Source organism: Limnohabitans sp. TEGF002, from assembly GCF_055395845.1.
In genome coordinates, this window is record NZ_AP029224.1 from 1,977,685 (window position 1) to 2,002,157 (window position 24,473).

Annotated in this window: 22 protein-coding genes and 5 tRNA genes; 10 read left to right on the forward strand and 17 right to left on the reverse strand. The window is 58.2% G+C overall.

Translation table 11 applies throughout. The annotated features are described in order from the left end of the window. Nucleotides 1-86 precede the first annotated feature (86 nt). The 3 genes from ahpC to cfa form a co-directional block, all read right to left on the reverse strand. A complete protein-coding gene (gene ahpC / locus ACZ5SR_RS09770; RefSeq protein WP_291918362.1) occupies nucleotides 87-653 on the reverse strand; it encodes an alkyl hydroperoxide reductase subunit C in 567 nt (188 codons plus the stop codon). Between the two features lie 128 nt (nucleotides 654-781). Further along, nucleotides 782-1,228, reverse strand: coding sequence for a DUF423 domain-containing protein (locus tag ACZ5SR_RS09775; RefSeq protein WP_464448542.1), 447 nt, complete (start codon nucleotides 1,226-1,228; stop codon nucleotides 782-784). A gap of 83 nt (nucleotides 1,229-1,311) precedes the next feature. Further along, nucleotides 1,312-2,487 carry a cyclopropane fatty acyl phospholipid synthase gene (cfa, locus tag ACZ5SR_RS09780; RefSeq protein WP_464448543.1) on the reverse strand — a complete coding sequence of 392 codons (1,176 nt, stop codon included), beginning with the start codon at nucleotides 2,485-2,487 and terminating at the stop codon, nucleotides 1,312-1,314. A 248-nt stretch (nucleotides 2,488-2,735) separates the two neighbouring features. Here cfa and ACZ5SR_RS09785 point away from each other — a divergent pair, with 248 nt between their 5' ends. From ACZ5SR_RS09785 to ACZ5SR_RS09800, 4 genes are all read left to right on the forward strand, one after another. Continuing rightward, the gene (locus ACZ5SR_RS09785; RefSeq protein ID WP_464448544.1) at nucleotides 2,736-3,494 is read left to right on the forward strand and encodes a 3-hydroxyacyl-CoA dehydrogenase; all 759 of its coding nucleotides are present in this window, start codon (nucleotides 2,736-2,738) and stop codon (nucleotides 3,492-3,494) included. 186 nt (nucleotides 3,495-3,680) lie between these two features. Next, nucleotides 3,681-4,718, forward strand: coding sequence for an IS630 family transposase (locus ACZ5SR_RS09790; protein ID WP_464451001.1), 1,038 nt, complete (start codon nucleotides 3,681-3,683; stop codon nucleotides 4,716-4,718). 38 nt (nucleotides 4,719-4,756) lie between these two features. Next, on the forward strand, nucleotides 4,757-6,571 hold the full coding sequence (locus ACZ5SR_RS09795) for a gamma-glutamyltransferase family protein (RefSeq protein ID WP_464448545.1): 1,815 nt from the start codon (nucleotides 4,757-4,759) through the stop codon (nucleotides 6,569-6,571). 103 nt (nucleotides 6,572-6,674) lie between these two features. Then, nucleotides 6,675-7,658: a Bug family tripartite tricarboxylate transporter substrate binding protein gene (locus tag ACZ5SR_RS09800; RefSeq protein WP_464448546.1), complete on the forward strand. Its 984-nt coding sequence runs from the start codon at nucleotides 6,675-6,677 to the stop codon at nucleotides 7,656-7,658. Between the two features lie 120 nt (nucleotides 7,659-7,778). On the opposite strand, the gene acs is transcribed toward ACZ5SR_RS09800, so the two are convergent. Next, entirely contained in the window at nucleotides 7,779-9,740 is a 1,962-nt protein-coding gene (gene acs, locus ACZ5SR_RS09805; protein ID WP_464448547.1) for an acetate--CoA ligase, read from the reverse strand. 174 nt (nucleotides 9,741-9,914) lie between these two features. Here acs and ACZ5SR_RS09810 point away from each other — a divergent pair, with 174 nt between their 5' ends. The 3 genes from ACZ5SR_RS09810 to murI are packed head-to-tail and all read left to right on the forward strand — an operon-like array spanning nucleotide 9,915 to nucleotide 13,033. Beyond that, nucleotides 9,915-10,514, forward strand: a complete 600-nt coding sequence (locus ACZ5SR_RS09810) for a TIGR00645 family protein (RefSeq protein WP_464448548.1) — start codon at nucleotides 9,915-9,917, stop codon at nucleotides 10,512-10,514. 46 nt (nucleotides 10,515-10,560) lie between these two features. Beyond that, entirely contained in the window at nucleotides 10,561-12,114 is a 1,554-nt protein-coding gene (locus ACZ5SR_RS09815) for a fumarate hydratase (protein WP_464448549.1), read from the forward strand. Between the two features lie 55 nt (nucleotides 12,115-12,169). After that, entirely contained in the window at nucleotides 12,170-13,033 is an 864-nt protein-coding gene (murI, locus tag ACZ5SR_RS09820) for a glutamate racemase (protein WP_464448550.1), read from the forward strand. Here murI and ACZ5SR_RS09825 read toward each other — a convergent pair whose 3' ends face one another. The 5 genes from ACZ5SR_RS09825 to ACZ5SR_RS09845 all read right to left on the reverse strand — a co-directional run bounded on the left by ACZ5SR_RS09825 (nucleotide 13,034) and on the right by ACZ5SR_RS09845 (nucleotide 15,802). Further along, complete coding sequence (locus ACZ5SR_RS09825) at nucleotides 13,034-14,335, reverse strand: MFS transporter (protein ID WP_464448551.1); 1,302 nt, start codon at nucleotides 14,333-14,335, stop codon at nucleotides 13,034-13,036. It lies immediately after the preceding gene. A gap of 12 nt (nucleotides 14,336-14,347) precedes the next feature. Beyond that, nucleotides 14,348-14,974, reverse strand: coding sequence for a DUF6806 family protein (locus ACZ5SR_RS09830; RefSeq protein WP_464448552.1), 627 nt, complete (start codon nucleotides 14,972-14,974; stop codon nucleotides 14,348-14,350). 18 nt (nucleotides 14,975-14,992) lie between these two features. Then, a tRNA-Leu gene (locus ACZ5SR_RS09835) sits at nucleotides 14,993-15,084 on the reverse strand. A gap of 39 nt (nucleotides 15,085-15,123) precedes the next feature. Further along, entirely contained in the window at nucleotides 15,124-15,516 is a 393-nt protein-coding gene (locus tag ACZ5SR_RS09840) for an MAPEG family protein (RefSeq protein ID WP_464448553.1), read from the reverse strand. Between the two features lie 115 nt (nucleotides 15,517-15,631). After that, entirely contained in the window at nucleotides 15,632-15,802 is a 171-nt protein-coding gene (locus tag ACZ5SR_RS09845; protein ID WP_194944765.1) for a hypothetical protein, read from the reverse strand. Nucleotides 15,803-15,932: 130 nt separating this feature from the next. Here ACZ5SR_RS09845 and ACZ5SR_RS09850 point away from each other — a divergent pair, with 130 nt between their 5' ends. The 3 genes from ACZ5SR_RS09850 to ACZ5SR_RS09860 all read left to right on the forward strand — a co-directional run bounded on the left by ACZ5SR_RS09850 (nucleotide 15,933) and on the right by ACZ5SR_RS09860 (nucleotide 17,620). Continuing rightward, nucleotides 15,933-16,472 carry a hypothetical protein gene (locus tag ACZ5SR_RS09850; protein WP_464448554.1) on the forward strand — a complete coding sequence of 180 codons (540 nt, stop codon included), beginning with the start codon at nucleotides 15,933-15,935 and terminating at the stop codon, nucleotides 16,470-16,472. Beyond that, complete coding sequence (locus ACZ5SR_RS09855; RefSeq protein ID WP_464448555.1) at nucleotides 16,463-17,248, forward strand: hypothetical protein; 786 nt, start codon at nucleotides 16,463-16,465, stop codon at nucleotides 17,246-17,248. Before ACZ5SR_RS09850 ends, ACZ5SR_RS09855 begins: the two co-directional genes overlap by 10 nt. A gap of 93 nt (nucleotides 17,249-17,341) precedes the next feature. Beyond that, a complete protein-coding gene (locus ACZ5SR_RS09860; protein ID WP_464448556.1) occupies nucleotides 17,342-17,620 on the forward strand; it encodes a cupin domain-containing protein in 279 nt (92 codons plus the stop codon). A gap of 58 nt (nucleotides 17,621-17,678) precedes the next feature. Here ACZ5SR_RS09860 and ACZ5SR_RS09865 read toward each other — a convergent pair. From ACZ5SR_RS09865 to ACZ5SR_RS09900, 8 genes are all read right to left on the reverse strand, one after another. Then, nucleotides 17,679-17,752, reverse strand: a tRNA-Cys gene (locus tag ACZ5SR_RS09865). Between the two features lie 81 nt (nucleotides 17,753-17,833). After that, nucleotides 17,834-17,909 (reverse strand) — tRNA-Gly (locus ACZ5SR_RS09870). A 185-nt stretch (nucleotides 17,910-18,094) separates the two neighbouring features. Continuing rightward, nucleotides 18,095-18,170 (reverse strand) — tRNA-Gly (locus ACZ5SR_RS09875). A gap of 99 nt (nucleotides 18,171-18,269) precedes the next feature. Then, nucleotides 18,270-20,693, reverse strand: coding sequence for an endopeptidase La (gene lon / locus ACZ5SR_RS09880; protein WP_464448557.1), 2,424 nt, complete (start codon nucleotides 20,691-20,693; stop codon nucleotides 18,270-18,272). A gap of 97 nt (nucleotides 20,694-20,790) precedes the next feature. Further along, nucleotides 20,791-22,056, reverse strand: a complete 1,266-nt coding sequence (gene clpX, locus ACZ5SR_RS09885) for an ATP-dependent Clp protease ATP-binding subunit ClpX (RefSeq protein WP_464448558.1) — start codon at nucleotides 22,054-22,056, stop codon at nucleotides 20,791-20,793. A 107-nt stretch (nucleotides 22,057-22,163) separates the two neighbouring features. Further along, nucleotides 22,164-22,772: an ATP-dependent Clp endopeptidase proteolytic subunit ClpP gene (clpP, locus tag ACZ5SR_RS09890; protein ID WP_062404051.1), complete on the reverse strand. Its 609-nt coding sequence runs from the start codon at nucleotides 22,770-22,772 to the stop codon at nucleotides 22,164-22,166. A gap of 123 nt (nucleotides 22,773-22,895) precedes the next feature. Then, on the reverse strand, nucleotides 22,896-24,209 hold the full coding sequence (gene tig, locus ACZ5SR_RS09895; protein ID WP_464448559.1) for a trigger factor: 1,314 nt from the start codon (nucleotides 24,207-24,209) through the stop codon (nucleotides 22,896-22,898). 63 nt (nucleotides 24,210-24,272) lie between these two features. Then, nucleotides 24,273-24,359, reverse strand: a tRNA-Leu gene (locus ACZ5SR_RS09900). Nucleotides 24,360-24,473 lie beyond the last annotated feature (114 nt).

Sequence of the window (24,473 nt, forward strand, 5' to 3'; positions counted from 1 at the left end):
GGGGGAAATACGTTGAGCGCAAGGCACGCAGGCTTGTGGCCCGCATGCGTTGAACTCAGCGCCCTGACCAGCAGGGCACCCGAGATTTAGATCTTGCCGACCAGGTCGATGGAAGGAGCCAAAGTCTTGGCGCCTTCTTTCCACTTGGCTGGGCACACTTGGCCGGGGTTGGCGGCGGTGTACTGAGCGGCTTTGAGCTTGCGCAGGGTCTCGGACACGTCGCGGGCGATCTCGTTGGAGTGCACTTCGGCGGTCTTGATCATGCCTTCGGGGTTGATGATGAAGGTGCCACGCAGTGCCAGGCCTTCTTCTTCAATGTGCACGCCAAATGCGCGTGTCAGGGCGTGTGTTGGGTCGCCAACCAAAGGAAACTTGGCCTTGCCCACGGCAGGCGATGTCTCGTGCCAGACTTTGTGCGAGAAGTGGGTGTCGGTGGTCACAATGTAGACCTCGGCACCGGCTTTCTGGAATTCGGCGTAGTTGTCAGCCGCGTCTTCGATTTCGGTGGGGCAGTTGAAGGTGAAGGCTGCGGGCATGAAAATCAGCACGGACCACTCGCCCTTGAGGGTTTCGTTGGACACTTGCACAAACTTGCCGTTGTGGAAAGCTTGGGTTTTGAAAGGCTGGACTTGGGTATTGATCAAAGAGGACATGGTCATTTCCTTGGGTTGGTTTTAAAAAAACTATCAAATGAGAAAACTCATTGGTCGCAATCATAATGCAGCCTAGGGTTTCTACCCATGAATAGTTTCTATCAACCTCATAGGAAAAAGCTTTCAGCTCATGCCTGTCGATTTACTCCTCTATCAACCTGTGCCAATCCCGTCGCCAAAACCAGCCAAGCCAATATCCAAGCCGCACCGCCCCAGGGCACCAGTGCGCGCAGGGCATCCCACCCCAACACATGCCGTGAATAAAGGTTGAAGCTGAACAAGACCAAGCCCACCAGCATGAGCCAGCCCGCTGCCTGCAGCCAGCGTGATGCCCCGCAGACCCGCAACCCCAGCCCCGTGAACAACAACCCCAGCGAATGAAATTGCTGTTGGCTCAAAGCGGTTTGCACCGCCGAGGGCACGCCTGCGGCAAACACCGGCAGATGGGCGAAGGCGGCGCTGAACACCACGCTGGTGCAGGCGCTGATGGCGCCCAGCGCCAAAAACCACCGGGCCGACGTGGGCCAGACTGAAGACGAGGCATCAGAGGCAAAAGCAAAGGATGGGCTGGACATGGGATGCTGGGCACAGGGCCAAATATGGGAACCCGCGAATTGGAGCACGTTTGTGAGCTCCGTGAACCACCAGGAAGGAACGCTCACATCAGTGGTCTTCGGTAACCCCCTGCCCTCCCACCGGGCGACAGCATCACCTGCCACAACTGGTTGTCTCGGGCCCTGAAAGTGCCGGCGCAGCACAGCAGGTAGTAGCGCCACATGCGGTAAAAACGCTCGCCATAGCGCACTTGCAAGCCGGGCCACGTCACTTCAAAGCGCTCCTGCCAAGCCATCAGAGTTTTGTCATAGTCTTCGCCAAAGTTGTGCCAGTCTTCCATGACGAAATCTTCTTCACTGTAGTAAGCGATTTCAGACGCCGAGGGCAGCACGCCGTTGGGGAAAATGTATTTCTCAATCCACGGGTCAATGCTCGCGCCGGCGCGGTTTTTGCCAATGGTGTGCAGCAAAAACAAACCCTCATCGCGCAAGCTGCGCCGGGCCATCTCAAAGTAAGCGCGGTAATTTTTATGGCCCACATGTTCAAACATGCCCACCGAGGCGATGCGATCAAAGCGCTGGAGCCCATCGAGGTTGAACTGGCGGTAATCGGCCAGCTCAAAGCGCACCGGCAAGCCCTGCGCCTTTTGTGCACCCAACCGGGCCTGCTCTTTCGAAATGGTCAAGCCCACGCAGTGCACGCCATGGCGGCGGGCCGCGTGCAGCATCAAGCTGCCCCAGCCGCAACCAATGTCCAGCAGCGTCATGCCCGGCTGGAGTTGCAGCTTTTGGCAAATCAGCTCCAGCTTGGCCTCTTGGGCCTGTTCCAGCGATTGGGCATCTGGCCAATAGCCGCAGCTGTAAGCCATGGAGGGGTCCAGCATGGCTTCGTACAAATCGTTGCCCAAGTCGTAATGCATCTCCCCCACTTGCCAGGCGCGGTGCTGCGACTGCAAGTTGGTCAAGCGGGCCTTGAGTGACGCCCACAACCAACCTGCTCTGCCCACCTGCTCGTCCAGCCGCGCCCGCAAGATACGGGTGATGAACTCGTCCACCTGGTCGCAATCCCACCAGCCGTCCACATAACTCTCGCCCAGACCCAGACTGCCGCGCGTCAGGATGCGGTCAAAGGTGTCGGGGTGGTGTACCCGCATGTCCCAAGGCCTGCTGCCCCCGACGCGGATATCGGCTGTGGCCAGTAACTCGCAAGCGCGCCGCCAGTTGCTGTCGGCGTGTACCAACACAGTTTCGTTCTTGTCCCAAGCGAGCTCTGAAGCCATGCGGTTCTCCTGTAAAGATGCCAACCGGGCCATGCACCCGTGGCCTTGTTCATGCTAAAAAAACTGGAACCGCTTGCACATCCAACCAAACCGGTACAAACCTACCGTGTTTGAGGTAAGCGCTCGGGTCCGGCAAACACTTGACCTGATCGCTGTGCCCCTTTTGAGGTCGTACAGGCCTCAGACTCGCCATGGCCAAAGGGCATAATTGACGTTGACGTAACGTCAACCACTTTCAGGAGCAACACATGGACATTCAAGGCAAAGTTTTCATCGTCACCGGCGGCGCATCGGGCCTGGGAGAAGGGACGGCGCGCATGCTGGCGGCCAACGGCGGCAAAGTGGTGATTGCCGACATGCAGGCTGAAAAAGGCGAGGCCATCGCCAAAGAATTGGGCGGTGCATTCGTCAAGTGCGATGTGAGCAACGAAGCCGACGGCCAGGCCGTGGTGGCCCAGGCCGTGTCCATGGGCAAGTTGGTCGGTTTGGTCAACTGCGCGGGCATTGCCCCCGCAGAAAAAACCGTGGGAAAGAACGGCGCACACAACCTGGCCGTTTACACCAAGACCATCATGGTCAACCTGGTGGGCACCTTCAACATGATCCGCTTGGCGTCTGAGGCCATGTGTAAAAACGAACCCGAAGCCACCGGCGAGCGCGGTGTTTTGATCAGCACCGCCAGCGTGGCCGCTTACGACGGCCAAATTGGACAGGCGGCCTATGCCGCATCAAAAGGCGGCGTGGTCGGCATGACCTTGCCCATTGCCCGCGACCTTTCGCGCAATGGCATCCGCAACATGACGATTGCCCCCGGCATTTTTGGCACCCCCATGCTGTTTGGCATGCCGCAAGAGGTCCAAGACGCGCTGGCTGCGGGCGTGCCCTTCCCCAGCCGCTTGGGCACGCCCCAGGACTACGCCAAACTGGCCAAACACATCATCGAAAACGACATGCTCAATGGCGAAGTGATTCGCCTGGATGGTGCGATTCGTCTGGCTCCGAAGTGAGCTGATGTGCTCAGCTGGACTTTTGATAGGCCCTGCGGGGCCTGTTTTTTTTTCCAGGGCTTCGCTTGGATCAAGCCTGAGTGAATACCCGTAAGGGTGCACATTCTGGCAAGGATCGCTGGCATCATCTATAGATACGGCCCACAAATAGGTTGATTTCTCGCCTGTTTCATGCGATCATTGCGCATGGATAAAGACGATGCGAGAAAACTAAGTTCTGCCGAGCAACATGAGAGGCGTCGGCAGGTGATTCGTGCTTACAAGCGTGGACGAACCAAGGCGCAGATCGCCGCTGACGTTGGCTTGAGCCACACGGCGGTGGGTCGAGTGATTTCGCGCTATGAGGCCGGAGGTCTTGCCGCGCTGGCGCCGCGCACACGCGGGCGACGCAGCGGCGAGAATCGTGCTCTGACAGACCAGCAGGCACAGGCCATCCGTCGGATCATCTGTGACCAACGCCCCGAACAGCTGAAGATGGATTTTGCGCTGTGGAGCCGCTCGGCGGTGATGCAGCTGATCGAGCGCGAGTGCGGCATCACGTTGCATGTGCGCTCGGTGGGCAAGTACCTAGCCCGCTGGGGCTTCACGCCGCAAAAGCCGATTAAGCGCGCCTATGAGCAATCACCGGCGGCGGTAAAGACTTGGCTTGACGAGACCTATCCGGCCATCGCCGAGCGCGCCAAGGCCCAGGGCGGCGAGATTCATTGGGGCGACGAAACCGCACTGGTAAACACCGACGTGCGCGGCAGAAGTTACGCGCCCCGAGGCAAGACGCCGGTGACAATGGCCATTGGCGGCACCCGGCACAAGCTCTCCATGATTGCCAGCGTCACCAACCAGGGCAAGGCGCGCTGGATGATCATTGATGAGGCGTTCAATTCGGACAAGCTGATCGAGTTTTTAGAGGCGCTTATTAAGGATGCGGGCAAGAAAGTATTCCTGATTCTGGACAACCTGCGCGTGCATCACAGCAAACCCGTGAAGGCCTGGCTGGCTGAGCGCAGCGACAAGATTGAGGTGTTTTATTTGCCCAGCTACAGCCCGGAACTGAACCCCGAGGAACGATTGAACGCCGATCTGAAGCACGTCATCGGTCGCAAGGTGCCCATACGTACCAAGCCAAAACTACGCGCCGCCGTCGAGGATCACATGCGCATCGTTGTAGCCGAACCGCAGCGCGTAAAAGCCTATTTCCAAGACCCCCATGTCAAGTATGCTGCATGAATCTATTTGAGGGCCGAATCAATAGTCAAGGAGAAGCTATGAACATTCCATTGCCTTTGAGCCTGGCGGTCATGGCGCTTTTGAGCGCCTGCACGACCCAGCCACCCGCCAGCGCTTGGCGCTACAGCGTGCCCGATCAAGCCACGCAACCCGAAGCGGCCAGCGGCAACACGGCCAAAGCCGGCTGGGCCTTCACACGCCAGGCCGTGGCCGCGGCCAACCCGCTGGCCACCGATGCGGGACATCAAGTGCTTCGTGCAGGGGGCTCGGCCCTTGATGCGGCCATTGCCGTGCAGATGGTGCTGGGTCTGGTGGAGCCGCAGTCCAGCGGCATTGGCGGTGGTGCGTTTTTGCTGCACTTTGATGGCCAAAAGGTCACGGCGCACGACGGACGTGAAACCGCCCCCGCCGGCGCACGCGGCGACATGTTCATGGACCAAGGCAAACCACTGGCTTTTACCGATGCCGTGCAAAGCGGCCATTCGGTGGGTGTGCCGGGTGCGGTGCGCATGCTCGAAGCAGCACACCGTCAGCACGGCCGCCTGCCTTGGGCACAGTTGCTGCAGCCCGCCATCGCGCTGGCCGAGCAAGGCTTTCGGGTCAGCCCCCGTTTGCACACCTTGCTGCAAGCCGATGCGCTGCTCAAAAAAGACCCGCTGGCCCTGCGCTTTTTCTACCAAGCCGATGGCCAAGCCTGGCCCGTGGGCCATGTGCTTCGCAACCCTGAGTACGCGCATGTGCTGCGCCTGATCGCTTCACAGGGCAGCCGCGCCCTGCACGAAGGGCCTGTGGCCCAGGCCATGGTGGCACGCACGGCACAAGCCCCACGCCCCGGCTCCCTGAGCCTGCAAGACCTGGCCAACTACCAGCCCCGCATGCGCGATGCTCTGTGTTTTGACCACACCGCTGCATCCCGGGCTTACCGCATCTGCGGCTTCCCGCCACCGTCATCAGGCCAGATCGCCATCGGCCAGATTTTGGGCATGCTGGGCCACACCTCGGCCCAAGGCCCCGAGCTGGCAGGCGGCCTGCCCTCACCCGAGTGGCTGCACCGTTACACCGAGGCCTCGCGCCTGGCTTTTGCCGACCGGGCGCAATTTGTGGCTGACCCTGAATTTGTGAGCGCGCCCGCAGGCGACTGGCGCAGCCTGATGGCACCCGGCTACCTGCGCGAACGCAGCCAGCTGATCGGCAACCAAGCCATGAAAGCGGCCACAGCGGGTCAGCCCGGCGGGAAAACCACCAGCTTCGCCCCCATGCCCACACAAACCGAATACGGCACCAGCCACATCAGCGTGGTCGATGCACAAGGCCGCGCCGTGGCCATGACCACCACCATCGAAGCCGCCTTCGGTTCGCGCCGCATGGTCACCACCGACCCGACTCGCCCCGGTGGCTTTTTGCTCAACAACGAGTTGACCGATTTCAGTCTCACGCCCGCCGACGCACAAGGCCGCCCCATTGCCAACCGGGTTGAGCCCGGCAAACGCCCGCGCTCGTCCATGTCGCCCACGCTGGTGTTCGACCAGGCCTCAGGCCAGTTGCTCATGAGTGGCGGCAGCCCCGGTGGCGCCGCCATCATCCACTACACCGCCAAGCTGCTCACGGGCACGCTGCATTGGAGCCTGAATGCGCAGCAAGCGATTGACCTGCCCAACTTCGGCTCGCTGGGTGGCCCCACTTTGCTGGAAGCCCAGCGATTTGACCGCAGCACCGTGGACGCCCTGAAAGCGCGGGGCCACGAGGTGCGCGAAATGGAGATGACCAGCGGCCTGCAGGCCATCGAGCGCACACCCCAAGGGTGGTTTGGCGGTGCCGATCCCCGGCGCGAAGGCGTGGTGCTGGGCGACTGATCAAAGCACAGGTCACCCAAGTGACCTCTTGCGGGAATTCCCGATAGAAGGGAAACGCTTGTGCATCCATACTGAGCGTCGAATCAACGACCAGGAGAGACTTGTGAAATCGAACACCACCTCGCGCCGACAGTTTGTGCAAACCGGTATGGCCACAGCGGCAACGCTCGCCTTGCCCATGGTGGCTCAGGCGCAAGCATTTCCAACACGTCCTTTGAAATTGATATGCCCCTGGCCTGCAGGCGGCTCCAGCGACATCGTGATGCGCGCCCTGGCCGAAGCTGCGACAAAGGTACTGGGTCAGCAAGTGGTCATTGAAAACAGGCCCGGTGCCAGCGGTATGCTCGGCCCCAATGAACTGGTCAAGGCAGCACCTGATGGCTACACCCTGTCTCAAGTCACGATCGGTGTGGCTCGGCTGCCGCACATGCAAAAAATGCAATTCGATCCGCTCAAGGATTTCACCTACATCGCTTGCCTGACGGGTTACACCTTCGGCATTGTGGTCAAGGCAGATTCACCCTTCAAGACCATCAAAGACCTGGTCAATTACGCCAAAGCAAACCCTGGAAAATTCAACTATGGCTCCACAGGCAATGGCACAACGCCTCACTTGGCGGTCGAAGAGTTCGCGAATAAGGCGGGCATACAGCTGACCCATGTACCTTTCAAGGGCAGCTCTGACGGGCTGCAGGCCTTGCTGGGTGGTCACATCGACGCCCACAGCGATGCTACAGGCTGGGCCCCCCACGTCGAGGCTGGCACCATGCGACTTCTGGCCACATATGGCAGCAAACGCACAAAGCGCTGGCCCAATGTCCCCACACTCAATGAACTGGGCTACGACACCGTATCTGACTCGCCTTTTGGTATTGCCGGTCCACGAGGCATGGACCCCAAAGTGGTGCGCAAACTGCAGGACGGGTTCAAGAAGACATTGAGCGATCCTGGTGTCAAAGCGGCTTTCGAAAAATACGACCAACCCGTTATTTATATGGACAGCGAGGCCTACACTCAGTTCATTTTGGCCAGCTACGTCAAGGAAAAGCGGTTGATTGAAAAACTAGGTTTGGCCAAAGCCAGTTGAGGTTCTCGCAAGAGCAACAGAACTTTGGCAAATCTGTCGCGCGCGGTGCTGGTGCACTTGCGGCAGTCACCAAATGAAAACGGCAGCCTAGGCTGCCGTTTTTCTTTGCAGGATCAATGATCAGTAGGCCTGACCCAGCTGACCCAAGATTGCAGGGTTCTCAAGCGTGGAGATGTCTTGCGTGATCTCTTCGCCTTTGGCCAGCGAACGCAGTAAGCGGCGCATGATCTTGCCCGAACGGGTTTTGGGCAAGTTCTCGCCAAAACGGATGTCCTTGGGTTTGGCGATCGGGCCGATTTCTTTGGCGATGTGGTCGCGCAGTTGCTTGGCGATGGCCTTGCCTTCATCGGTGTTGGGCAGCGAACGCTTGAGCACCACAAAGGCGCAAATCGCCTCACCAGTGGTGTCGTCAGGGCGGCCCACCACGGCGGCTTCGGCCACCAGCTCAGTGCAGCTGACCAAGGCCGATTCGATTTCCATGGTGCCCATGCGGTGGCCTGAGACGTTCAGCACGTCGTCGATGCGGCCAGTGATGGTGAAGTAACCGGTTTTCTCGTCGCGGATCGCGCCGTCGCCTGCCAAATAGTACTTGCCCTTGAAGTCTTCAGGGTAGTAGCTTTTCTTGAAGCGCTCGGGGTCGCCCCAGATGTTGCGGATCATGGAAGGCCATGGGCGCTTGACCACCAAAATGCCACCTTGGCCATTGGGCATGTCGTCACCGGTCTCGCTCACGATGGCAGCCTGAATGCCGGGGAACGGCAAGGTGCACGAACCGGGCACCATCGGGGTCACGCCAGGCAAAGGCGTGATCATGTGGCCACCGGTTTCGGTCTGCCAGAAGGTGTCCACAATCGGGCAATTGCCGCCACCGACGTGTTGGTGGTACCACTCCCACGCAGCGGGGTTGATCGGCTCGCCGACCGAGCCCAGCAAGCGCAGGCTGCTCAAGTTGTAGCTCTTGGGGTGCACCGCGTCGTTGGCTTCGGCGGCTTTGATGAGCGAGCGGATGGCGGTGGGCGCTGTGTAGAAGATGGTGGCTTTGTGGTCCTGGATCATCTTCCAGAAGCGGCCAGCGTCAGGGTAAGTGGGCACGCCTTCAAACACGATTTCGGTACCGCCCAAGGCCAATGGGCCATAGGTGATGTAGGTGTGGCCCGTGACCCAGCCGATGTCGGCCGTGCACCAGAACACGTCGTCTGCCTTCAAGTCAAAAGTCCACTTGGTGGTCAAGGCTGCGTGCAGCAAATAGCCACCAGTGCTGTGTTGCACGCCTTTGGGCTTGCCGGTGGAGCCCGATGTGTAGAGCAAGAACAGGGGGTGCTCGGCACCGACCCACTCGGGCTCGCAGGTGGTGGCTTGCTTGTCGGCCACGTCGGCCATCCACTGGTCACGGCCAGAGGTCATGGCGATGTCGGCACCCGAGCGCTTCACGACCAAGACATTTTTGATGGAGCCGCAACCACCCAGGTTGATGGCATCGTCCACGATGGATTTGAGGGGCAGCAACTTGCCACCGCGCACTTGGTTGTCGGCGGTGATGACGGCAACGGCGCCGGTGTCTTCGATGCGGTCACGCAGCGACTGGGCCGAGAAACCACCGAACACCACCGAGTGGGTGGCGCCAATGCGGGCGCAAGCTTGCATGGCGGCCACACCTTCGATGGACATGGAGATGTAGATGACCACGCGGTCACCCTTTTTGATGCCCAAGCTCTTGAGTGCGTTGGCGTATTGGCAGGTTTTGGCCAACAGTTGGCTGTAAGTGACTTTGGTCACTTCGCCGCCGTCGGCTTCAAAAATGATGGCAGTCTTGTCGCCCAGGCCTTTTTCGACGTTGCGGTCCAGGCAGTTGTAAGAAGCGTTCAGGGTGCCGTCTTCGAACCACTTGAAGAAAGGTGCGTTGGATTCGTCGAGCACCTTGGTAAAGGGAGTCTTCCAGCTGATCAGCTCTTTGGCCAGGCGACCCCAATAACCTTGATAGTCGGTTTCGGCTTCTTTGCACAGGGCTTCGTACGCTGGCATGCCCGAAATATGGGCATTTTTCACGAAATCGGCGCTGGGTTGGTAAAGGTTGGAACTCATCAGATTTGTCTCCTCAATGACATGACTTCGTTTAAAACTGGTGCAAATGTGTGCTTTCGCTCTTACAAAGCACTGACTGACACCAGTCTTGCACAAGTTTCGCCTGCGAGCACCTGACTAAGCCCTAAAATTCGGGTTTGCCCGAAGTCACGGGACTTCCCACTCTGGAAAACCATGTCCAAACCCACACCACCGACAAAAAACACCTTGAGCCCGCTGAGCAATTTCATTTTCGCCAGCCGCTGGTTGCAATTGCCTCTCTATCTGGGCTTGATTGCCGCACAAGCCGTGTATGTTTTCCATTTCTGGGTCGAGTTGGTCCATTTGCTGGAAGCGGCTTTTGGCAGTCAAACCGCCCTGCAGGCTCTGATCACCAGCATCGGTTACAAAACCGACGCGCCCATCACCTCGCTCAATGAGACCGTGATCATGTTGGTCGTGTTGGCCTTGATCGATGTGGTCATGATCTCCAACTTGCTGATCATGGTGATCGTGGGAGGTTACGAAACCTTTGTCTCACGCCTCAATCTGGAAGGCCACCCCGACCAGCCCGAGTGGCTGGACCATGTGAATGCATCGGTACTCAAGGTCAAATTGGGCACGGCCATCATCGGCATCAGCTCGATTCACCTGCTCAAAACTTTCATCAACGCCGCCAACTACGATGAAAAAGTGCTGATGTGGCAAACCATCATCCACATGGCGTTCTTGCTCAGCGCCATCGCCATCGCCTATGCCGACCGCCTGATGTCTCACCACGACAAAGCCCACTGAGCGCCCGATAACCACCGTTTTTGATTTTTTCGAGATCACACACACCATGACCACCCTGATCAAACAAGACGACCTGATCGAATCCGTTGCCGCTGCGTTGCAGTACATCAGCTACTACCACCCAGCAGACTTCATCTCGCACTTGGCCAGCGCCTACGAGCGCGAGCAAAGCCCTGCGGCCAAGGACGCGATTGCGCAGATCCTCACCAACAGCAAGATGAGCGCCATCGGCCATCGCCCAATTTGTCAGGACACCGGCATCGTGAACGTGTTCCTTGAAGTGGGCATGGACGTGAAATTTGACGGCTTCACCGGCAGCTTGGAAGACGCTGTGAACGAAGGTGTGCGCCGCGGCTACAACTATGCCGACAACATGCTGCGTGCGTCGGTGGTGTCTGACCCACACTTCAACCGCAAGAACACCAAGGACAACACGCCTGCCGTGATCTTCACCAAGATCGTGCCCGGCCATCATGTGCACGTGACCGTGGCGGCCAAAGGCGGCGGCAGCGAAAACAAGTCCAAGCTGATCATGCTCAACCCCGGCGACAGCATCGTGGATTGGGTTTTGAAGACCGTGCCCACCATGGGCGCAGGCTGGTGCCCCCCCGGCATGCTGGGCATCGGCATCGGTGGCACGGCCGAAAAAGCCGTGCTCTTGGCCAAAGAAAGCCTGATGGACGACCTGGACATGTACCAGTTGCTTGAGAAATCGAGCAAGGGCGAGAAGCTCGACCAAGTTGAAGAAATGCGCCTGGAGCTGTACCACAAGGTCAACGCTCTGGGCATTGGTGCGCAAGGCTTGGGCGGCCTGACCACCGTTCTGGACATCAAGATCAAGATGTACCCCACGCATGCGGCCAGCAAGCCCGTCGCCATGATCCCCAACTGCGCGGCCACCCGCCATGCGCACTTTGTGCTCGATGGTTCCGGACCGACTTACCTCGAAGCCCCCTCGCTCGACCTGTGGCCCAACGTGGGCTGGACGGCTGACACCGAAAAGAGCCAGCGTGTGGACCTGAACACCTTGACGCCTGAGCAAGTCGCCGCATGGAAACCCGGCCAAACGCTCTTGCTCAATGGCAAGATGCTGACGGGCCGCGACGCTGCGCACAAACGCATTCAAGACATGTTGGCCAAAGGCGAGCCACTGCCTGTGAGTTTCAAGAACCGCGTGATTTACTACGTCGGCCCCGTGGACCCGGTGGGCGACGAGGCCGTGGGCCCCGCAGGCCCCACCACCGCCACCCGAATGGACGGCTTCACAGAAATGATGCTGGCCAATACCGGCCTGATCGCCATGATCGGCAAGGCCGAGCGCGGCCCGGTCGCCATCGAAGCCATCAAAAAGCACAAGAGCGCTTACCTGATGGCCGTGGGCGGAGCCGCTTACCTGGTGTCCAAAGCCATCAAACACGCCCAAGTGGTGGGCTTTGCCGACATGGGCATGGAAGCCATTTATGAATTCGACGTGGTCGACATGCCTGTGACGGTGGCTGTCGATGCGGGCGGCACGAGCGCCCACATCACGGGCCCGGCCGAATGGCAAAAGCGCATCGCCACCGGCGAGTTCAAAGGCATTGGCGTCAGAGCCGCCTGATGCACCTGAGCTCAAACAGGCCGCGCAAGCGGCCTTTTTTCAGACCCTTCACCCCATGACTTCTGAGCAGTGCCCCATCGGCGTGTTTGACAGCGGGATTGGTGGCCTGAGCGTGCTGCAAGCCTTGCACAAAGAACTGCCGCACGAGCGCTTTGTTTACCTGGCCGACAACGCCCACGCGCCCTATGGTGAAAAAAGCGAAGCCTTCATTCGCCAGCGCACCCACGCGATTGCCGAGTACCTGCTGGCGCAGCACCAGATCAAGGCCCTCGTCGTGGCCTGTAACACCGCCACCGCTGCGGCCATCCATGAATTGAGGCAACGGCACCCTGCGCTGCCACTGGTGGGTTTGGAGCCTGCGCTCAAACCTGCTCTGGCACTGAGCCGTACCCGCCGTATTGGCGTGATGGCCACCCGGGGCACAGTGGCCAGCGACAAATTCGCCCGCCTCTTGGCCAGCGTGCAAGGCGAGGCGCATTTTGAGGTGCAAGCCTGCAACGGCTTGGCCTTGGCCATCGAACACAGCACCCTGCCCGACCAAGCGGTGGCTGCACAAGCGCAGATCTTGCACTTGCTGCAGGTCTACACCCAAGCCATGGGCCGCTTTGGCTCCGCACCAGGCGACATCGACACCCTCGTGTTGGGCTGCACCCACTATGTGTTTGTCGAAAAGGATTTGCGCCGCTTGTTGGGCCCCCATGTGCAACTGGTCTCAACGGGCGAAGCCGTGGCGCGTCAAACGAAGCGCTTGCTGGAGGCCGCGGAAATATTGAACAACGAGAAACCAGATGGGGCTGTGCACCCGATGCGCTTGTTCACCACCGGCGACTTGCAAGGCCTGCAAGCCGCAGCCCAGCGCTGGCTGGGCTTGCCCCCGGCGGTCTGCGGGGCCGTTCCTGCCTCCTTGCCAGACGAATGATCAGGTTGGTGATTGCGCGGCCAAGCGGCCGCGCTCCACGTTCACCGGCAGCAACAACACCAAGCCCAGCACAAACAACAACGAGGTCGAGCCGATGGCCAGGCGCTGGTTGCCGTCGCTCAACCAGGTGATCAAGCCATAGGTCAGGGGACCCAAAATGCTCGCCAGTCGGACTGCAAACGTCCACAGGCCGAAAAACTCACCCAAGCGCTGAGGCGGCACCATCAAGCCCGCCATGGCCCGCCCGGAAGACTGGCTCGATCCCATGCAAAAACCGGCAATCGCCGCCGCCCACCAGAACATGCCCTTGTCGGTGGACAGCGCCGCCATGAAGCAGGTCGCCACCCAACCCACCAGGGTCAGCGCCAGCGTCAGCTTGTGGCCGATGCGGTCTTGGACATGCCCAAGCAAAAAAGCCCCGGCGAAAGCGGCCAGATTCAACACAAAGATCAGCACCATGGTCTCTTGTGGCTGAAAGCCGATGACCTGCTCGGCATAAATAGCCGCCAGCGTGATGGCCACCGCCACCCCGCCCTGGTAGGCCACGGCACAAGCGAGCAAACGGGTGAAGTCTTGGTAAGGCAGCGCTTCGCGCAAGGTCTGGCGCAAACCGCGCAAGCTTTGCACCACAGACACCACCGGCGCATTCGGTTGCGGCGGCGAGTGCTCGCGCAGCAAAGCAAAAGTCACCAAAGCCGCGGTGCCATAAACGGCCGCCGTGATCCACATCGTCACCGGTACGAACTGCCCACCCGTCTCGCCACGCGCTTGGGCTGCCAGCACATAAGCCAAACAAATGCCCAGCGTCAGCATGCCGCCGATGTAACCCAAAGACCAGCCCCAGCCGCTCACGCGGCCCATGGCTTGGGGCTTGGCCAATTCAGGCAAAAACGAGGCCGTGAGCGACTCGCCATAAGAAAAAAAGGTGTTGGACAGCACCAAGATGAACAAGCCCAGCGCCACCTGCCCCGGCCCCACCAGCGACAAAGCCGCCGTGCTGATCACACAGCCTGCCGTGACCCACATCAGCATGCGTTTTTTGCCCGCCACCCGATCGGCCCAAGCACCCAGCCCCGGCATGGTGAGCATCACAATCAAATAAGACAGGCTCAGGCCCGATGTCCAGGCCAAGGTGGCCCAGTCGGCCCCGTCAGCCACACCACCGACAAAATAGGCGGCAAATACAGCCGTGATGACCACGGTGGAATAACCCGAGTTGGCGAAGTCGTACATGGCCCAGCCAAAGACCTCGCGCAAACGCACACCCGGGTTGAGCGCAGAACGAATGCCTTGGGCGTTCATGCTGTGCTCCGATCAGTGCAGATGCCGTGGGCGACGTCCACCACCGCCATGGCCATTACCACCGCCAGGGCCACGAGGCGGTTTACCGATGTCCAAAGAGCTGACCAGGCTGTCAAAGCGCTGACTGAACAACTTGTCAATCTCGGACACAACGCCCGACAGCTCAGCACCGTCAAAATGGCGCTCCATCATATTGACCACGTCGTGCACGAGTAAATCTCGCTGGGCTTGCATGATGGCACCCGGGTCGGGTCCCACAAACAACATCACGAAATCGTCGCGCGACTCGCCACCGCGTGCCTCGTCCTCGTCGTCGAATTCAGTGTCGTAAAAAGTCACCTCAATCTGGGTGCCGGCAGAGGACACGTCATTGAGGTTCATGCACAAGTCTTCCATGACCATCCGGAAGTCGTCATCGCCGCGCACCGTCCAGCACAAGTTCAGTCGCTGGGTGGTGGTGTCAAAACGGATGCCCGGCTCTTCTTCGTAAAGACTCACAGCGCCTTCCTGCAAAGAGCGAGCCCCGGCGTAATGCCAAAGGGGCTTGAGCGCCTCCTGGATCGCCTTGATGTCGATGCCGGGTTTGATCGGCACATCACCATGCACGTGAATTTCAAGCGGTGCGTTGTCGTGGTTCATGATGATGTTTCCCTCAGATGGTGCCCCGAGCCGGAATCGAACCGGCACGCCCCTTTTCAGGAAGCAACGGATTTTAAGTCCGGTGTGTCTACCAGTTTCACCACCGGGGCAGAGCGCTTATTGTGCCTTGATAAAGCGCTGTTTCCGCTTCAGTTGACCTGCAAATTCAGCATGGCCAACGCAAACAGGGCTACCACTGTGAGGTAAGCCGCTGACCAGACCATGGTGCGCCATTTGGCTTTGTCGGTCACGTAGAAAAACACATAGGCCACCCGAGCTGCGATGAAGAACAAGGCCAGCGCATCCACTGTGGCCGGATCGACCCCGGTGAGCAAGGCCAAGATGACCCCCACGGCAAAAAACGGGAACGCCTCAAAACAGTTCGCTTGTGCGGCGTTGGCACGCGCACGGAACCCGGTTTGGCGGGCCAGCCAGGCGCGAGGGTCGCTGTTGTCATAGCCCTTGAAGCCGGATTTGGCAATGCCCGCACACACCACCGGCATGAGGCCCGCCACCAAAACAGCGCCATAAGAAATCAACATTCAGCTCTCCTGCATGAGCGGCCAAACCTTAAAAGGTTCCGCAAAAACCGAAAAAAAAGCCACTGATGAACTCAGTGGCTCTGCACTGGCCCGGCAAACGCCGGGCGCACCGGGTTCAACCGCCCTTTTTGGAGCGCTTGCCGGGGTTTTTCTTGCTGCGAGTTGCGACACCACGCTCCAAGCTCACGCGCTGGCCACGGCCACCTGTGCGCAAGGTCACGCCTGGCAATGCGGGCAATGGGGGGGTGAATTTACGATCTGCTTCGGTGACGATTTTGTTGCCCATCTGTGGCTCCGGATAAAAAATACAAAACGATATTAAGCCACAAGAATGGGCCGTTTTCGCCGTCTCAGCTTTTCAAGTTGCGCCCTGCACGCTGGTTATGTGCGCTTTCGACTGGCGATAAACTGCCCGCATGGACTACACCCTGCTCTTGATCATGGCTTATTTCGCCTTGCTGGCGATCAACTTGCGCAAACGCTGGGGGGTTATTGAAGGACCTTGGATTTTTTTCTTTCGGGCATTTTTCCCAAACTGGAAGTTTTACCACGGCATCAACCCCGCACCCCGCTTGTATGTGCGCGGTCAATCAGAATCAGGCGCTTGGACCGACTGGCGGCTGATTTACCCCAGGTTAGCCAGACAAACGTGGCACCTGTTCCACAACCCTGCCGTCAATTTGGCCTTGACCCACCAAAACTTGGTCGACCACATGGCCAATGACATCAACGATTTGCCCGATGGGGCAGACATCCGCGATCGCGTCACGTACCAACTCGTCAGCCGACTGGCCCAACAAGCCATCGAAGGCGGTTTTTGGGGGAACGATCCCATCCTTAGTTCTGCGCCCGTTACAAGGCTTTGTGCCTATCAGTTTGAATTGAGGGTTGAACTGCCAGGCGGCGCAAGCAGTGAACGCATGCTGCAATCACCCGTGGAGCGCACATGGAACTGACGCTGGCCGTTCGCATTTTTGAAGTACTGCTGGGCCTCAGCTTGGTGATCCAAACAATGGAATATCTGCGCCTGCCATCGCTGGACCGCGTGACCCTTTGGCCCATGCTGGCCCAGGAAATTCCGACTCAGCCCGCGTGGCTCAAGACCGGCTTGACCCGACTACTCCAGCCACGGCCCTACCTTGCCCTGCTGGGTTTGCGACTGGCGCTGTCCATCGCCTTGATGCTGGGCTTGGTTGGCTTGACGGGTGCTGTGCTGTTGTTTGTGCTGGCATTGCTACTGCTTTTGCGCTGGCGTGGTGCATTCAATGGTGGCAGCGATTTCATGACCCTGGTTGGCTTGTCCGGCTTGCTCATTTCGCATCTTGTGGGGACCTTCGCAGGTGAGTCCCTGGGGTGGCGAGCTGGGTTTTGGTACGTGAGCCTGCATGCGATCAGCTCATACTTCGTCTCCGGTTGGGTGAAGCTGCTGCGCCCCGAATGGCGCTCAGGTCAGGCCTTGACACTCTTTCTGGACACTGGCGTCTATGGCCCGTTGCCGCACGACAGCGTTCTGCGAAACACCAAAGTCGCTTGGCTTTGCTCTTGGTCCTTTACCCTCTGGGAAGGCTGCTTTCCGCTGGCCCTGCTTGACATCCGGTTGGCGCTGGTTATGTGTGCTGTGGCCACACTTTTCCATTTCTTGGTGTTCTGGTTTTTTGGTTTGAACCGCTTTTTCTGGGCTTGGCTGAGCACCTTTCCGGCGATTGTTTACTGCGCTGGCTCAGCTTGGTGACCCCTTACATGCCAAGGCCCGACCATGACGGATTGGCGACTCCGTGCTTGGCCGAGGCCGCATAAGATCAAATTTTCAACAGCAAGGTCCAACATGAACTCCCCTACATTGGCATCGTTCACAGCCCAGTCGCTGGAGGAAGGATTTGACGAAATCATCGTTCGCGAGTGGGAAGCCAACCTCAAACTCGACACCCACACCCATCCTTTTGCGGTCAGCGCTTATGTGTATCGTGGCGAGTATTGGCTCACTCAGGGTGATGAGATCAAACACCTGAAGGCAGGTGATTTCTTTCGACTCGCGCGGGACGTGCCTCATGCCGAGCTTTACGGTGCGGAAGGTGCGACCGTTTGGGTGGCCCGAGCCAATTGAAAAGTCGACGAGGCATAAAAAATGCCTCAATGGTGTTAACCACTGAGGCATCAAGACTTGGAGGCGCGACCCAGAGTCGAACTGGGCTAGACGGATTTGCAATCCGTTGCATAACCGCTTTGCTATCGCGCCAGAATCAAAATCACGGTGACAAAAATGGGAAGCTTGTGCTTCCCATGATGCTGAAAGATGTTGGCACTTCTTTCATGTGATTGGAGCGGGAAACGAGGCTCGAACTCGCGACCTCAACCTTGGCAAGGTTGCGCTCTACCAACTGAGCTATTCCCGCATCTGAGACTTGAATTATACAACTACAAAAGCCATTTTTTGCCTCTGAGGTCATCAAAAAACGATGTTCTCTGGAACATCGTGGCCATAGCCTCAGATAACTTCAAATAACGACACAAAAACAAAAAAGAGAAGCAGTTGCTTCCCTTTATTTGATGAAAGATGTTGGCACTTCTTTCGAGTATTTGGAGCGGGAAACGAGGCTCGAACTCGCGACCTCAACCTTGGCAAGGTTGCGCTCTACCAACTGAGCTATTCCCGCGTATTTCAGAAAACTTGACATTCTATGCCTTGTTCGCTGGAATGGTCAAATTGTAATGCAATTTCAAGCCAAGTTTGAGACTGGCTTGAAAATTTTGCATCAATGTTTCACCGCCTCAGGTTTGGCCGTGGCTGTGACAGCAGACAAAGCGGCTGCTGCGACTTCTTCATCGCTCAGTGGCGTCGGTTTGGCTTCCAAAGCCACCTCCAGCACCTGGTCGATCCACTTGACGGGCACGATTTCCAAACCGTTTTTGACATTCTCAGGAATGTCCTGCAAGTCCTTGACGTTGTCTTCGGGGATCAACACGGTCTTGATGCCACCACGCAATGCCGCCAGCAACTTTTCCTTCAGACCACCAATGGCCGTGACTTCGCCGCGCAAGGTGATTTCACCCGTCATGGCCACATCAGCGCGCACCGGAATACCCGTCATGGCCGACACCATGGCCGTGGTCATGGCAGCGCCCGCACTCGGACCATCCTTGGGGGTAGCACCATCAGGCACGTGGATGTGCAAGTCTTTCTTCTCAAAAATCTCGTCCTTGATGCCCAAGAGGCGCGAGCGGCTACGCACCACGGTGCGGGCGGCTTCAACGGACTCTTTCATCACATCGCCCAGTGAACCGGTGCGGGTGATCACGCCTTTGCCCGGCATCAGGGCTGCTTCAATGGTCAGCAAATCGCCGCCCACCTCGGTCCAGGCCAATCCAACGACCTGACCCACTTGGTTCTTTTGCTCGGCGCGGCCATAGGTGTACTTGCGCACACCCAAAAAGTCGTTCAGATTGTCGGCATTCACCACCACCTGAGGCGTCATTTGCTTGAGCAGCAAAGCCTTAACGACTTTGCGGCAAATCTTGCCCAGCTCGCGCTCCAGCGATCGCACACCGGCTTCGCGGGTGTAGTAACGCACCACATCGCGCACGGCCTCTTCGGTCACTTGCAGCTCGGCATCTTTCACGCCGTTGTTGGTCATTTGCTTGGGCAGCAAATACTTCATGGCGATGCTCGTTTTTTCGTCTTCGGTGTAGCCGGACAAACGGATCACCTCCATCCGGTCCAACAGGGCCGAAGGGATGTTCATCGAGTTGGAGGTGGCCACAAACATCACATCGCTCAGGTCAAAGTCGACCTCGACGTAATGGTCACCAAACGTGTGGTTTTGCTCAGGGTCCAGCACCTCCAGCAAAGCGCTGGAAGGGTCGCCCCGAAAATCCGTTCCCAGCTTGTCGATCTCGTCAAGCAGGAACAGCGGATTCTTGGTGCCGACCTTGTTCAAGTTTTGCAGCACCTTGCCGGGCAAGGCGCCGATGTAGGTGCGGCGGTGACCCCGAATTTCGGCCTCGTCACGCATGCCGCCCAGCGCCATGCGCACGTATTTGCGCCCAGTGGCCTTGGCGATGGATTGACCCAGCGAGGTCTTGCCCACGCCGGGTGGCCCGACCAAGCAGAGGATTGGGGCTTTGACCTTGTCCACACGCTGCTGCACCGCGAGGTATTCCAAGATGCGGTCCTTGACCTTGTCCAAGCCGTAGTGGTCCTGGTTCAACACATCTTCGGCATTGGCCAGATCGTGTTTGAGCTTGGTCTTTTTGCCCCAAGGCAAGCCAATGAGCACATCCAAGTAATTGCGCACCACCGAGGCTTCGGCCGACATGGGCGACATGAGTTTGAGTTTTTTCAACTCGCCTTCGGCTTTTTTGCGAGCCTCGGCCGACATCTTGGCCGCCTTGATTTTCTTTTCCAGCTCTTCGATGTCAGCGCCCTCTTCGCCATCGCCCAGCTCTTTCTGGATAGCCTTGACCTGTTCGTTCAGGTAGAAGTCGCGCTGGTTCTTTTCCATTTGGCGCTTGACGCGGCCACGGATGCGCTTGTCCACGTTCAGGATGTCAACCTCGTGCTCCAACTGGGCAAACAGGTTTTCCAGACGTGACTTGATGTTGGCCAAGTCCAGCACTTGTTGCTTGTTTTCAAGCTTGAGAGGCAGGTGGGCCGCAATCGTGTCGGCCAAGCGACCCGGGTCGTCAATGCTGGAGATCGAGGTCAGGATTTCCGGTGGAATTTTCTTGTTGAGTTTGACGTACTGGTCAAACTGCTGCATCACGGCGCGGCGCAAGGCCTCGATTTCACTGCTGTCATCCGACTGCTCTGAAATCGGGTCCACCGGGGTGACGGAAGCCACAAAATGGGCCTCGCCGTCCACGATCGATTTGACCAAAGCCCGTTGCTGACCTTCGACCAAGACCTTCACGGTGCCGTCGGGCAGTTTGAGCATCTGCAAAATGGTGGACACGCAACCGACGTCGAACATGTCTTCAACGCCGGGTTCGTCTTTGGCCGCCGTCTTCTGGGCCACCAGCATGATGCGGCGTTCAGCGGCCATGGCCGACTCCAGCGCCTTGATGCTTTTGGGGCGACCCACAAACAGCGGAATCACCATATGAGGGAACACCACCACGTCGCGCAGCGGCAACATGGGCAGTTCAATCAAGGTGGATGGCAAAGGTGTATGTCCAGACATGGTATGTCCCTCAGGTCAATTCAAAGCACATGGATGCTGCACCTGAGATTTCAACCCACAGACACAAAGGGGTATTCATGGGGTGCAGCAATGTGGCTCAGGCCTGCTTGGCCGACTCGCGGTAAACCAGCAGTGGCGGCTTGTTGTCATCGATGACGGACTCGTCCACCACCACTTTTTCAACGTTCGCCTGGTTGGGCAATTCAAACATGGTGTCAATCAGGGCCTGCTCCATGATGGAGCGCAAACCCCGGGCACCCGTTTTGCGAGCCAAAGCCTTGCGGGCCATGGCCGTCAGTGCATTGGGGCGCACTTCAAGCTCGACACCTTCCATGGCCAGCAGTTTGGTGAACTGTTTGACCACCGCGTTTTTCGGCTCGGTCAGAATTTGTACCAGCGCCTCTTCGCTCAACTCGGCCAAGGTGGCGACCACCGGCAGACGGCCCACCAGCTCGGGGATCAAGCCGAACTTGATCAGGTCCTCGGGCTCGACTTCGTTGAACACGTCGGTGAGCGAACGCTGTTTCTTGCTCTTGACGGTCGCGCCAAAGCCGATGCCGCCAGATTCGGTGCGGTTTTCAATGACTTTTTCAAGCCCTGCAAACGCGCCGCCGCAGATGAACAAGATGTTGGTCGTGTCGATCTGTAAGAAGTCTTGATTGGGATGCTTGCGGCCGCCTTGAGGGGGCACGCTGGCCATGGTGCCTTCGACCAACTTGAGCAGGGCCTGCTGCACGCCCTCGCCCGACACGTCACGGGTGATGGAGGGGTTGTCCGATTTGCGGGTGATCTTGTCGATCTCGTCAATGTAGACAATGCCGCGCTGGGCACGCTCGACGTCGTAATTGCAGGTTTGCAACAACTTGGCCACGATGTTTTCGACGTCTTCACCGACATAACCAGCTTCGGTCAGCGTGGTGGCGTCGGCCATGACAAAAGGCACGTCCAGCATGCGGGCCATGGTCTGGGCCAGCAAGGTTTTGCCCGAGCCGGTGGGTCCAATCAGCAAGATGTTGCTTTTGGCCAGTTCGACATCGTCTTTCTTAGCCCCTGCTTTGTGCTTGAGGCGCTTGTAGTGGTTGTACACCGCCACGGCCAAACTGCGCTTGGCTTTTTCCTGGCCAATCACGTAATTGTCCAGGTTGGTCTTGATGTCCAGGGGAGTTGGCAAACCCTCTTTGGCACCTTCGGTCACCGTGGTGGTGGCCAATTCATCGCGAACGATGTCGTTGCACAAATCAATGCATTCGTCGCAAATGAACACCGATGGACCTGCGATCAACTTTTTGACCTCGTGCTGGCTCTTGCCGCAAAAGGAGCAGAACAGGTTTTTCTCGGTGGTCGAGCCTTTTTTATCGGCCATAAATGTCGCCTTGGTATCCGTAATTCGTCAATGATAACGAAAGAAAAACGGCGTTCACCCTTTGGGGGTCAACGCCGTCAGCCAGGTTGCCGGAAAGCCGGCCACCCTCAAGCCCGTTTGGAAATGACTTCGTCGATCAAACCGTAGTCTTTGGACTCGGTGGCCGACAGGTAATAGTCTCGTTCGGTATCAAACTCAATCTTCTCCAACGGCTGACCGGTGTTCTCGGACAGGATGCGGTTCAACTGAGCGCGGGTTTTGACGATCTCGCGGGCAGCGATTTCGATTTCGGTGGCCTGACCACGTGCACCGCCCAAGGGCTGATGGATCATGACTTTGGAGTTGGGCAGCGAAAAACGCTTGCCCTTGGCACCCGAGGACAACAAAAACGCGCCCATGCTGGCAGCCATGCCGTTGCACAGCGTGGACACATCGGGCTTGATGAAGTTCATGGTGTCGTAAATCGCCATGCCGGCACTGACCGAGCCGCCAGGCGAATTGATGTACAGCGAAATGTCCTTTTCGGGGTTTTCGCTCTCCAAAAACAGCAACTGGGCCACGATCAGGTTGGCCATGTGGTCATTGACCTCACCCACCAAAAAGATCACGCGCTCTTTGAGCAAACGCGAATAAATGTCGTAAGCGCGTTCGCCACGGCCCGATTGCTCGATGACCATGGGGACCATGCCCAAATTTGTGATGTCCAGTGCGCTCATCTTTTCTCCAGAAATTTCATGGATAACTTTAACCGGGTTTTCAACCCCACCAAAGAGATGGGGCTTGTCAGCCGAACTGCAAGTCCGGCACAAGCCCCATTCATCAACGATTCAAAGGACCGATCAGGCCTGTTGACCCATCAGCTCTTCAAAGGAGATGGTTTTTTCGACCACTTTGGCTTGGGCCAAGACAAAGTCGGAGACATTGCTTTCGATCACCACAGCTTCGACCTCGGCCATACGCTGGTTGTCGCTGTTGTACCAACGCACCACATCATCGGGACGCTCGTAGCTGGAGGCCAACTCTTGGATGTGCGCCTGGATCTGATCTGCCTTGGCGTGCAAGGTGTTGCCACGCACAACTTCGGCCACCACGAGGCCCAAGCGCACGCGCTGCTCGGCTTGTGGGCGGAAAATGTCGTCAGGGATTGGGGCCTTGTCAGCGTCCTTGATGCCGCGTTGCTTGAGGTCAGCGCGGGCGCCTTCTTTCAAGCGCTCGATTTCGTTTTGAACGATTGACTGGGGCAGGTCCAGCTCGGCCTTGGCGACCAAAGCGTCCATGGCGGCTTGCTTGTTGCGGGCCAGCAAGCGGAATTTCACTTCGCGCTCGAGGTTTTTACGAATGTCAGCGCGCAGGCCTTCCACGGTCGCGTCGGCAATGCCCAAAGACTTGGCCAGTGCTTCGTTGACTTCAGGCAGGTGTGCGGCTTCGATTTTCTTGACAGTGACCAAGAAGTCGGCTGTTTTGCCAGCCACATCTTGACCGTGGTAGTCGGCAGGAAAAGCCAAGGGGAAGGTCTTGCTTTCGCCAGACTTCATGCCGCGCACGGCGTCTTCAAATTCCTTGAGCATCTGGCCGTCGCCCAGAATGAACTGGAAGTCTTCGGCTTTGCCGCCGGAGAACACTTCGCCGTCAATCTTGCCTTCGAAGTCGATGGTGGCGCGGTCGCCATCTTGCGCTGCGGCGTCTTGGGCACGCTGGGCAAAAGTGCGGCGCTGCTTGCGCAAAATGTCCACGGTCTTGTCGATGGCTGCATCAGAGACTTCGGCAGTCAGTTTCTCGACTTGGGTGTCGGCCAAGTTGCCGAGCTTGACTTCGGGGTAGACCTCGAAAATGGCTTCGAAGTTCAGCTCGCCCTCAGGCGCGCCTTCTTTTTCAGAGATGCGGGGCTGACCTGCCACACGCACTTGGGCTTCGTTGGCGGCCACAGCAAAAGCCTCGCCCACTTTGTCATTCAGGACTTCGTACTGAACCGAGTAACCATAGCGCTGGGCAACCACGTTCATGGGCACTTTGCCAGGACGGAAACCGTCCATCTTGACCGTGCGGGCCATTTTCTTCAGGCGGGCATCCACTTCGGTCTGAATGGCCGTCACGGGCACAGTCAGGGTGATCTTGCGTTCCAGCTTTTCAAGGGTTTCAACAGTCACAGTCATCGTCGTTCTCGGTTAATTGAATGTCTCTCAAGCCGTTGGTTAAACCATCGGCCAGAAGTCGGTTGGTGCGCGGGGCGGGACTCGAACCCGCACAGTGTTGCCACCGTCAGGACCTAAACCTGGTGCGTCTACCAATTTCGCCACCCGCGCAGGTCCAAACAAAAAGGGCGACAGGTCCGCCGAACGGCCCAAAAGCCCCCTGACGCACCTGACCGCCCGGTTGAAATCGGTCAACTTTCTATTTTAGCCGGTTCAATTGGGCAA

Coding starts and splice junctions, on each gene's coding strand:
- ahpC (WP_291918362.1), bottom strand. CDS start 653: ATGTCCTCTTTGATCAATACCCAAGTCCAGCCTTTCAAAACCCAAGCT.
- ACZ5SR_RS09775 (WP_464448542.1), bottom strand. CDS start 1,228: ATGTCCAGCCCATCCTTTGCTTTTGCCTCTGATGCCTCGTCTTCAGTC.
- cfa (WP_464448543.1), bottom strand. CDS start 2,487: ATGGCTTCAGAGCTCGCTTGGGACAAGAACGAAACTGTGTTGGTACAC.
- ACZ5SR_RS09785 (WP_464448544.1), top strand. CDS start 2,736: ATGGACATTCAAGGCAAAGTTTTCATCGTCACCGGCGGCGCATCGGGC.
- ACZ5SR_RS09790 (WP_464451001.1), top strand. CDS start 3,681: ATGGATAAAGACGATGCGAGAAAACTAAGTTCTGCCGAGCAACATGAG.
- ACZ5SR_RS09795 (WP_464448545.1), top strand. CDS start 4,757: ATGAACATTCCATTGCCTTTGAGCCTGGCGGTCATGGCGCTTTTGAGC.
- acs (WP_464448547.1), bottom strand. CDS start 9,740: ATGAGTTCCAACCTTTACCAACCCAGCGCCGATTTCGTGAAAAATGCC.
- ACZ5SR_RS09810 (WP_464448548.1), top strand. CDS start 9,915: ATGTCCAAACCCACACCACCGACAAAAAACACCTTGAGCCCGCTGAGC.
- ACZ5SR_RS09815 (WP_464448549.1), top strand. CDS start 10,561: ATGACCACCCTGATCAAACAAGACGACCTGATCGAATCCGTTGCCGCT.
- murI (WP_464448550.1), top strand. CDS start 12,170: ATGACTTCTGAGCAGTGCCCCATCGGCGTGTTTGACAGCGGGATTGGT.
- ACZ5SR_RS09825 (WP_464448551.1), bottom strand. CDS start 14,335: ATGAACGCCCAAGGCATTCGTTCTGCGCTCAACCCGGGTGTGCGTTTG.
- ACZ5SR_RS09830 (WP_464448552.1), bottom strand. CDS start 14,974: ATGAACCACGACAACGCACCGCTTGAAATTCACGTGCATGGTGATGTG.
- ACZ5SR_RS09840 (WP_464448553.1), bottom strand. CDS start 15,516: ATGTTGATTTCTTATGGCGCTGTTTTGGTGGCGGGCCTCATGCCGGTG.
- ACZ5SR_RS09845 (WP_194944765.1), bottom strand. CDS start 15,802: ATGGGCAACAAAATCGTCACCGAAGCAGATCGTAAATTCACCCCCCCA.
- ACZ5SR_RS09850 (WP_464448554.1), top strand. CDS start 15,933: ATGGACTACACCCTGCTCTTGATCATGGCTTATTTCGCCTTGCTGGCG.
- ACZ5SR_RS09855 (WP_464448555.1), top strand. CDS start 16,463: ATGGAACTGACGCTGGCCGTTCGCATTTTTGAAGTACTGCTGGGCCTC.
- ACZ5SR_RS09860 (WP_464448556.1), top strand. CDS start 17,342: ATGAACTCCCCTACATTGGCATCGTTCACAGCCCAGTCGCTGGAGGAA.
- lon (WP_464448557.1), bottom strand. CDS start 20,693: ATGTCTGGACATACACCTTTGCCATCCACCTTGATTGAACTGCCCATG.
- clpX (WP_464448558.1), bottom strand. CDS start 22,056: ATGGCCGATAAAAAAGGCTCGACCACCGAGAAAAACCTGTTCTGCTCC.
- clpP (WP_062404051.1), bottom strand. CDS start 22,772: ATGAGCGCACTGGACATCACAAATTTGGGCATGGTCCCCATGGTCATC.
- tig (WP_464448559.1), bottom strand. CDS start 24,209: ATGACTGTGACTGTTGAAACCCTTGAAAAGCTGGAACGCAAGATCACC.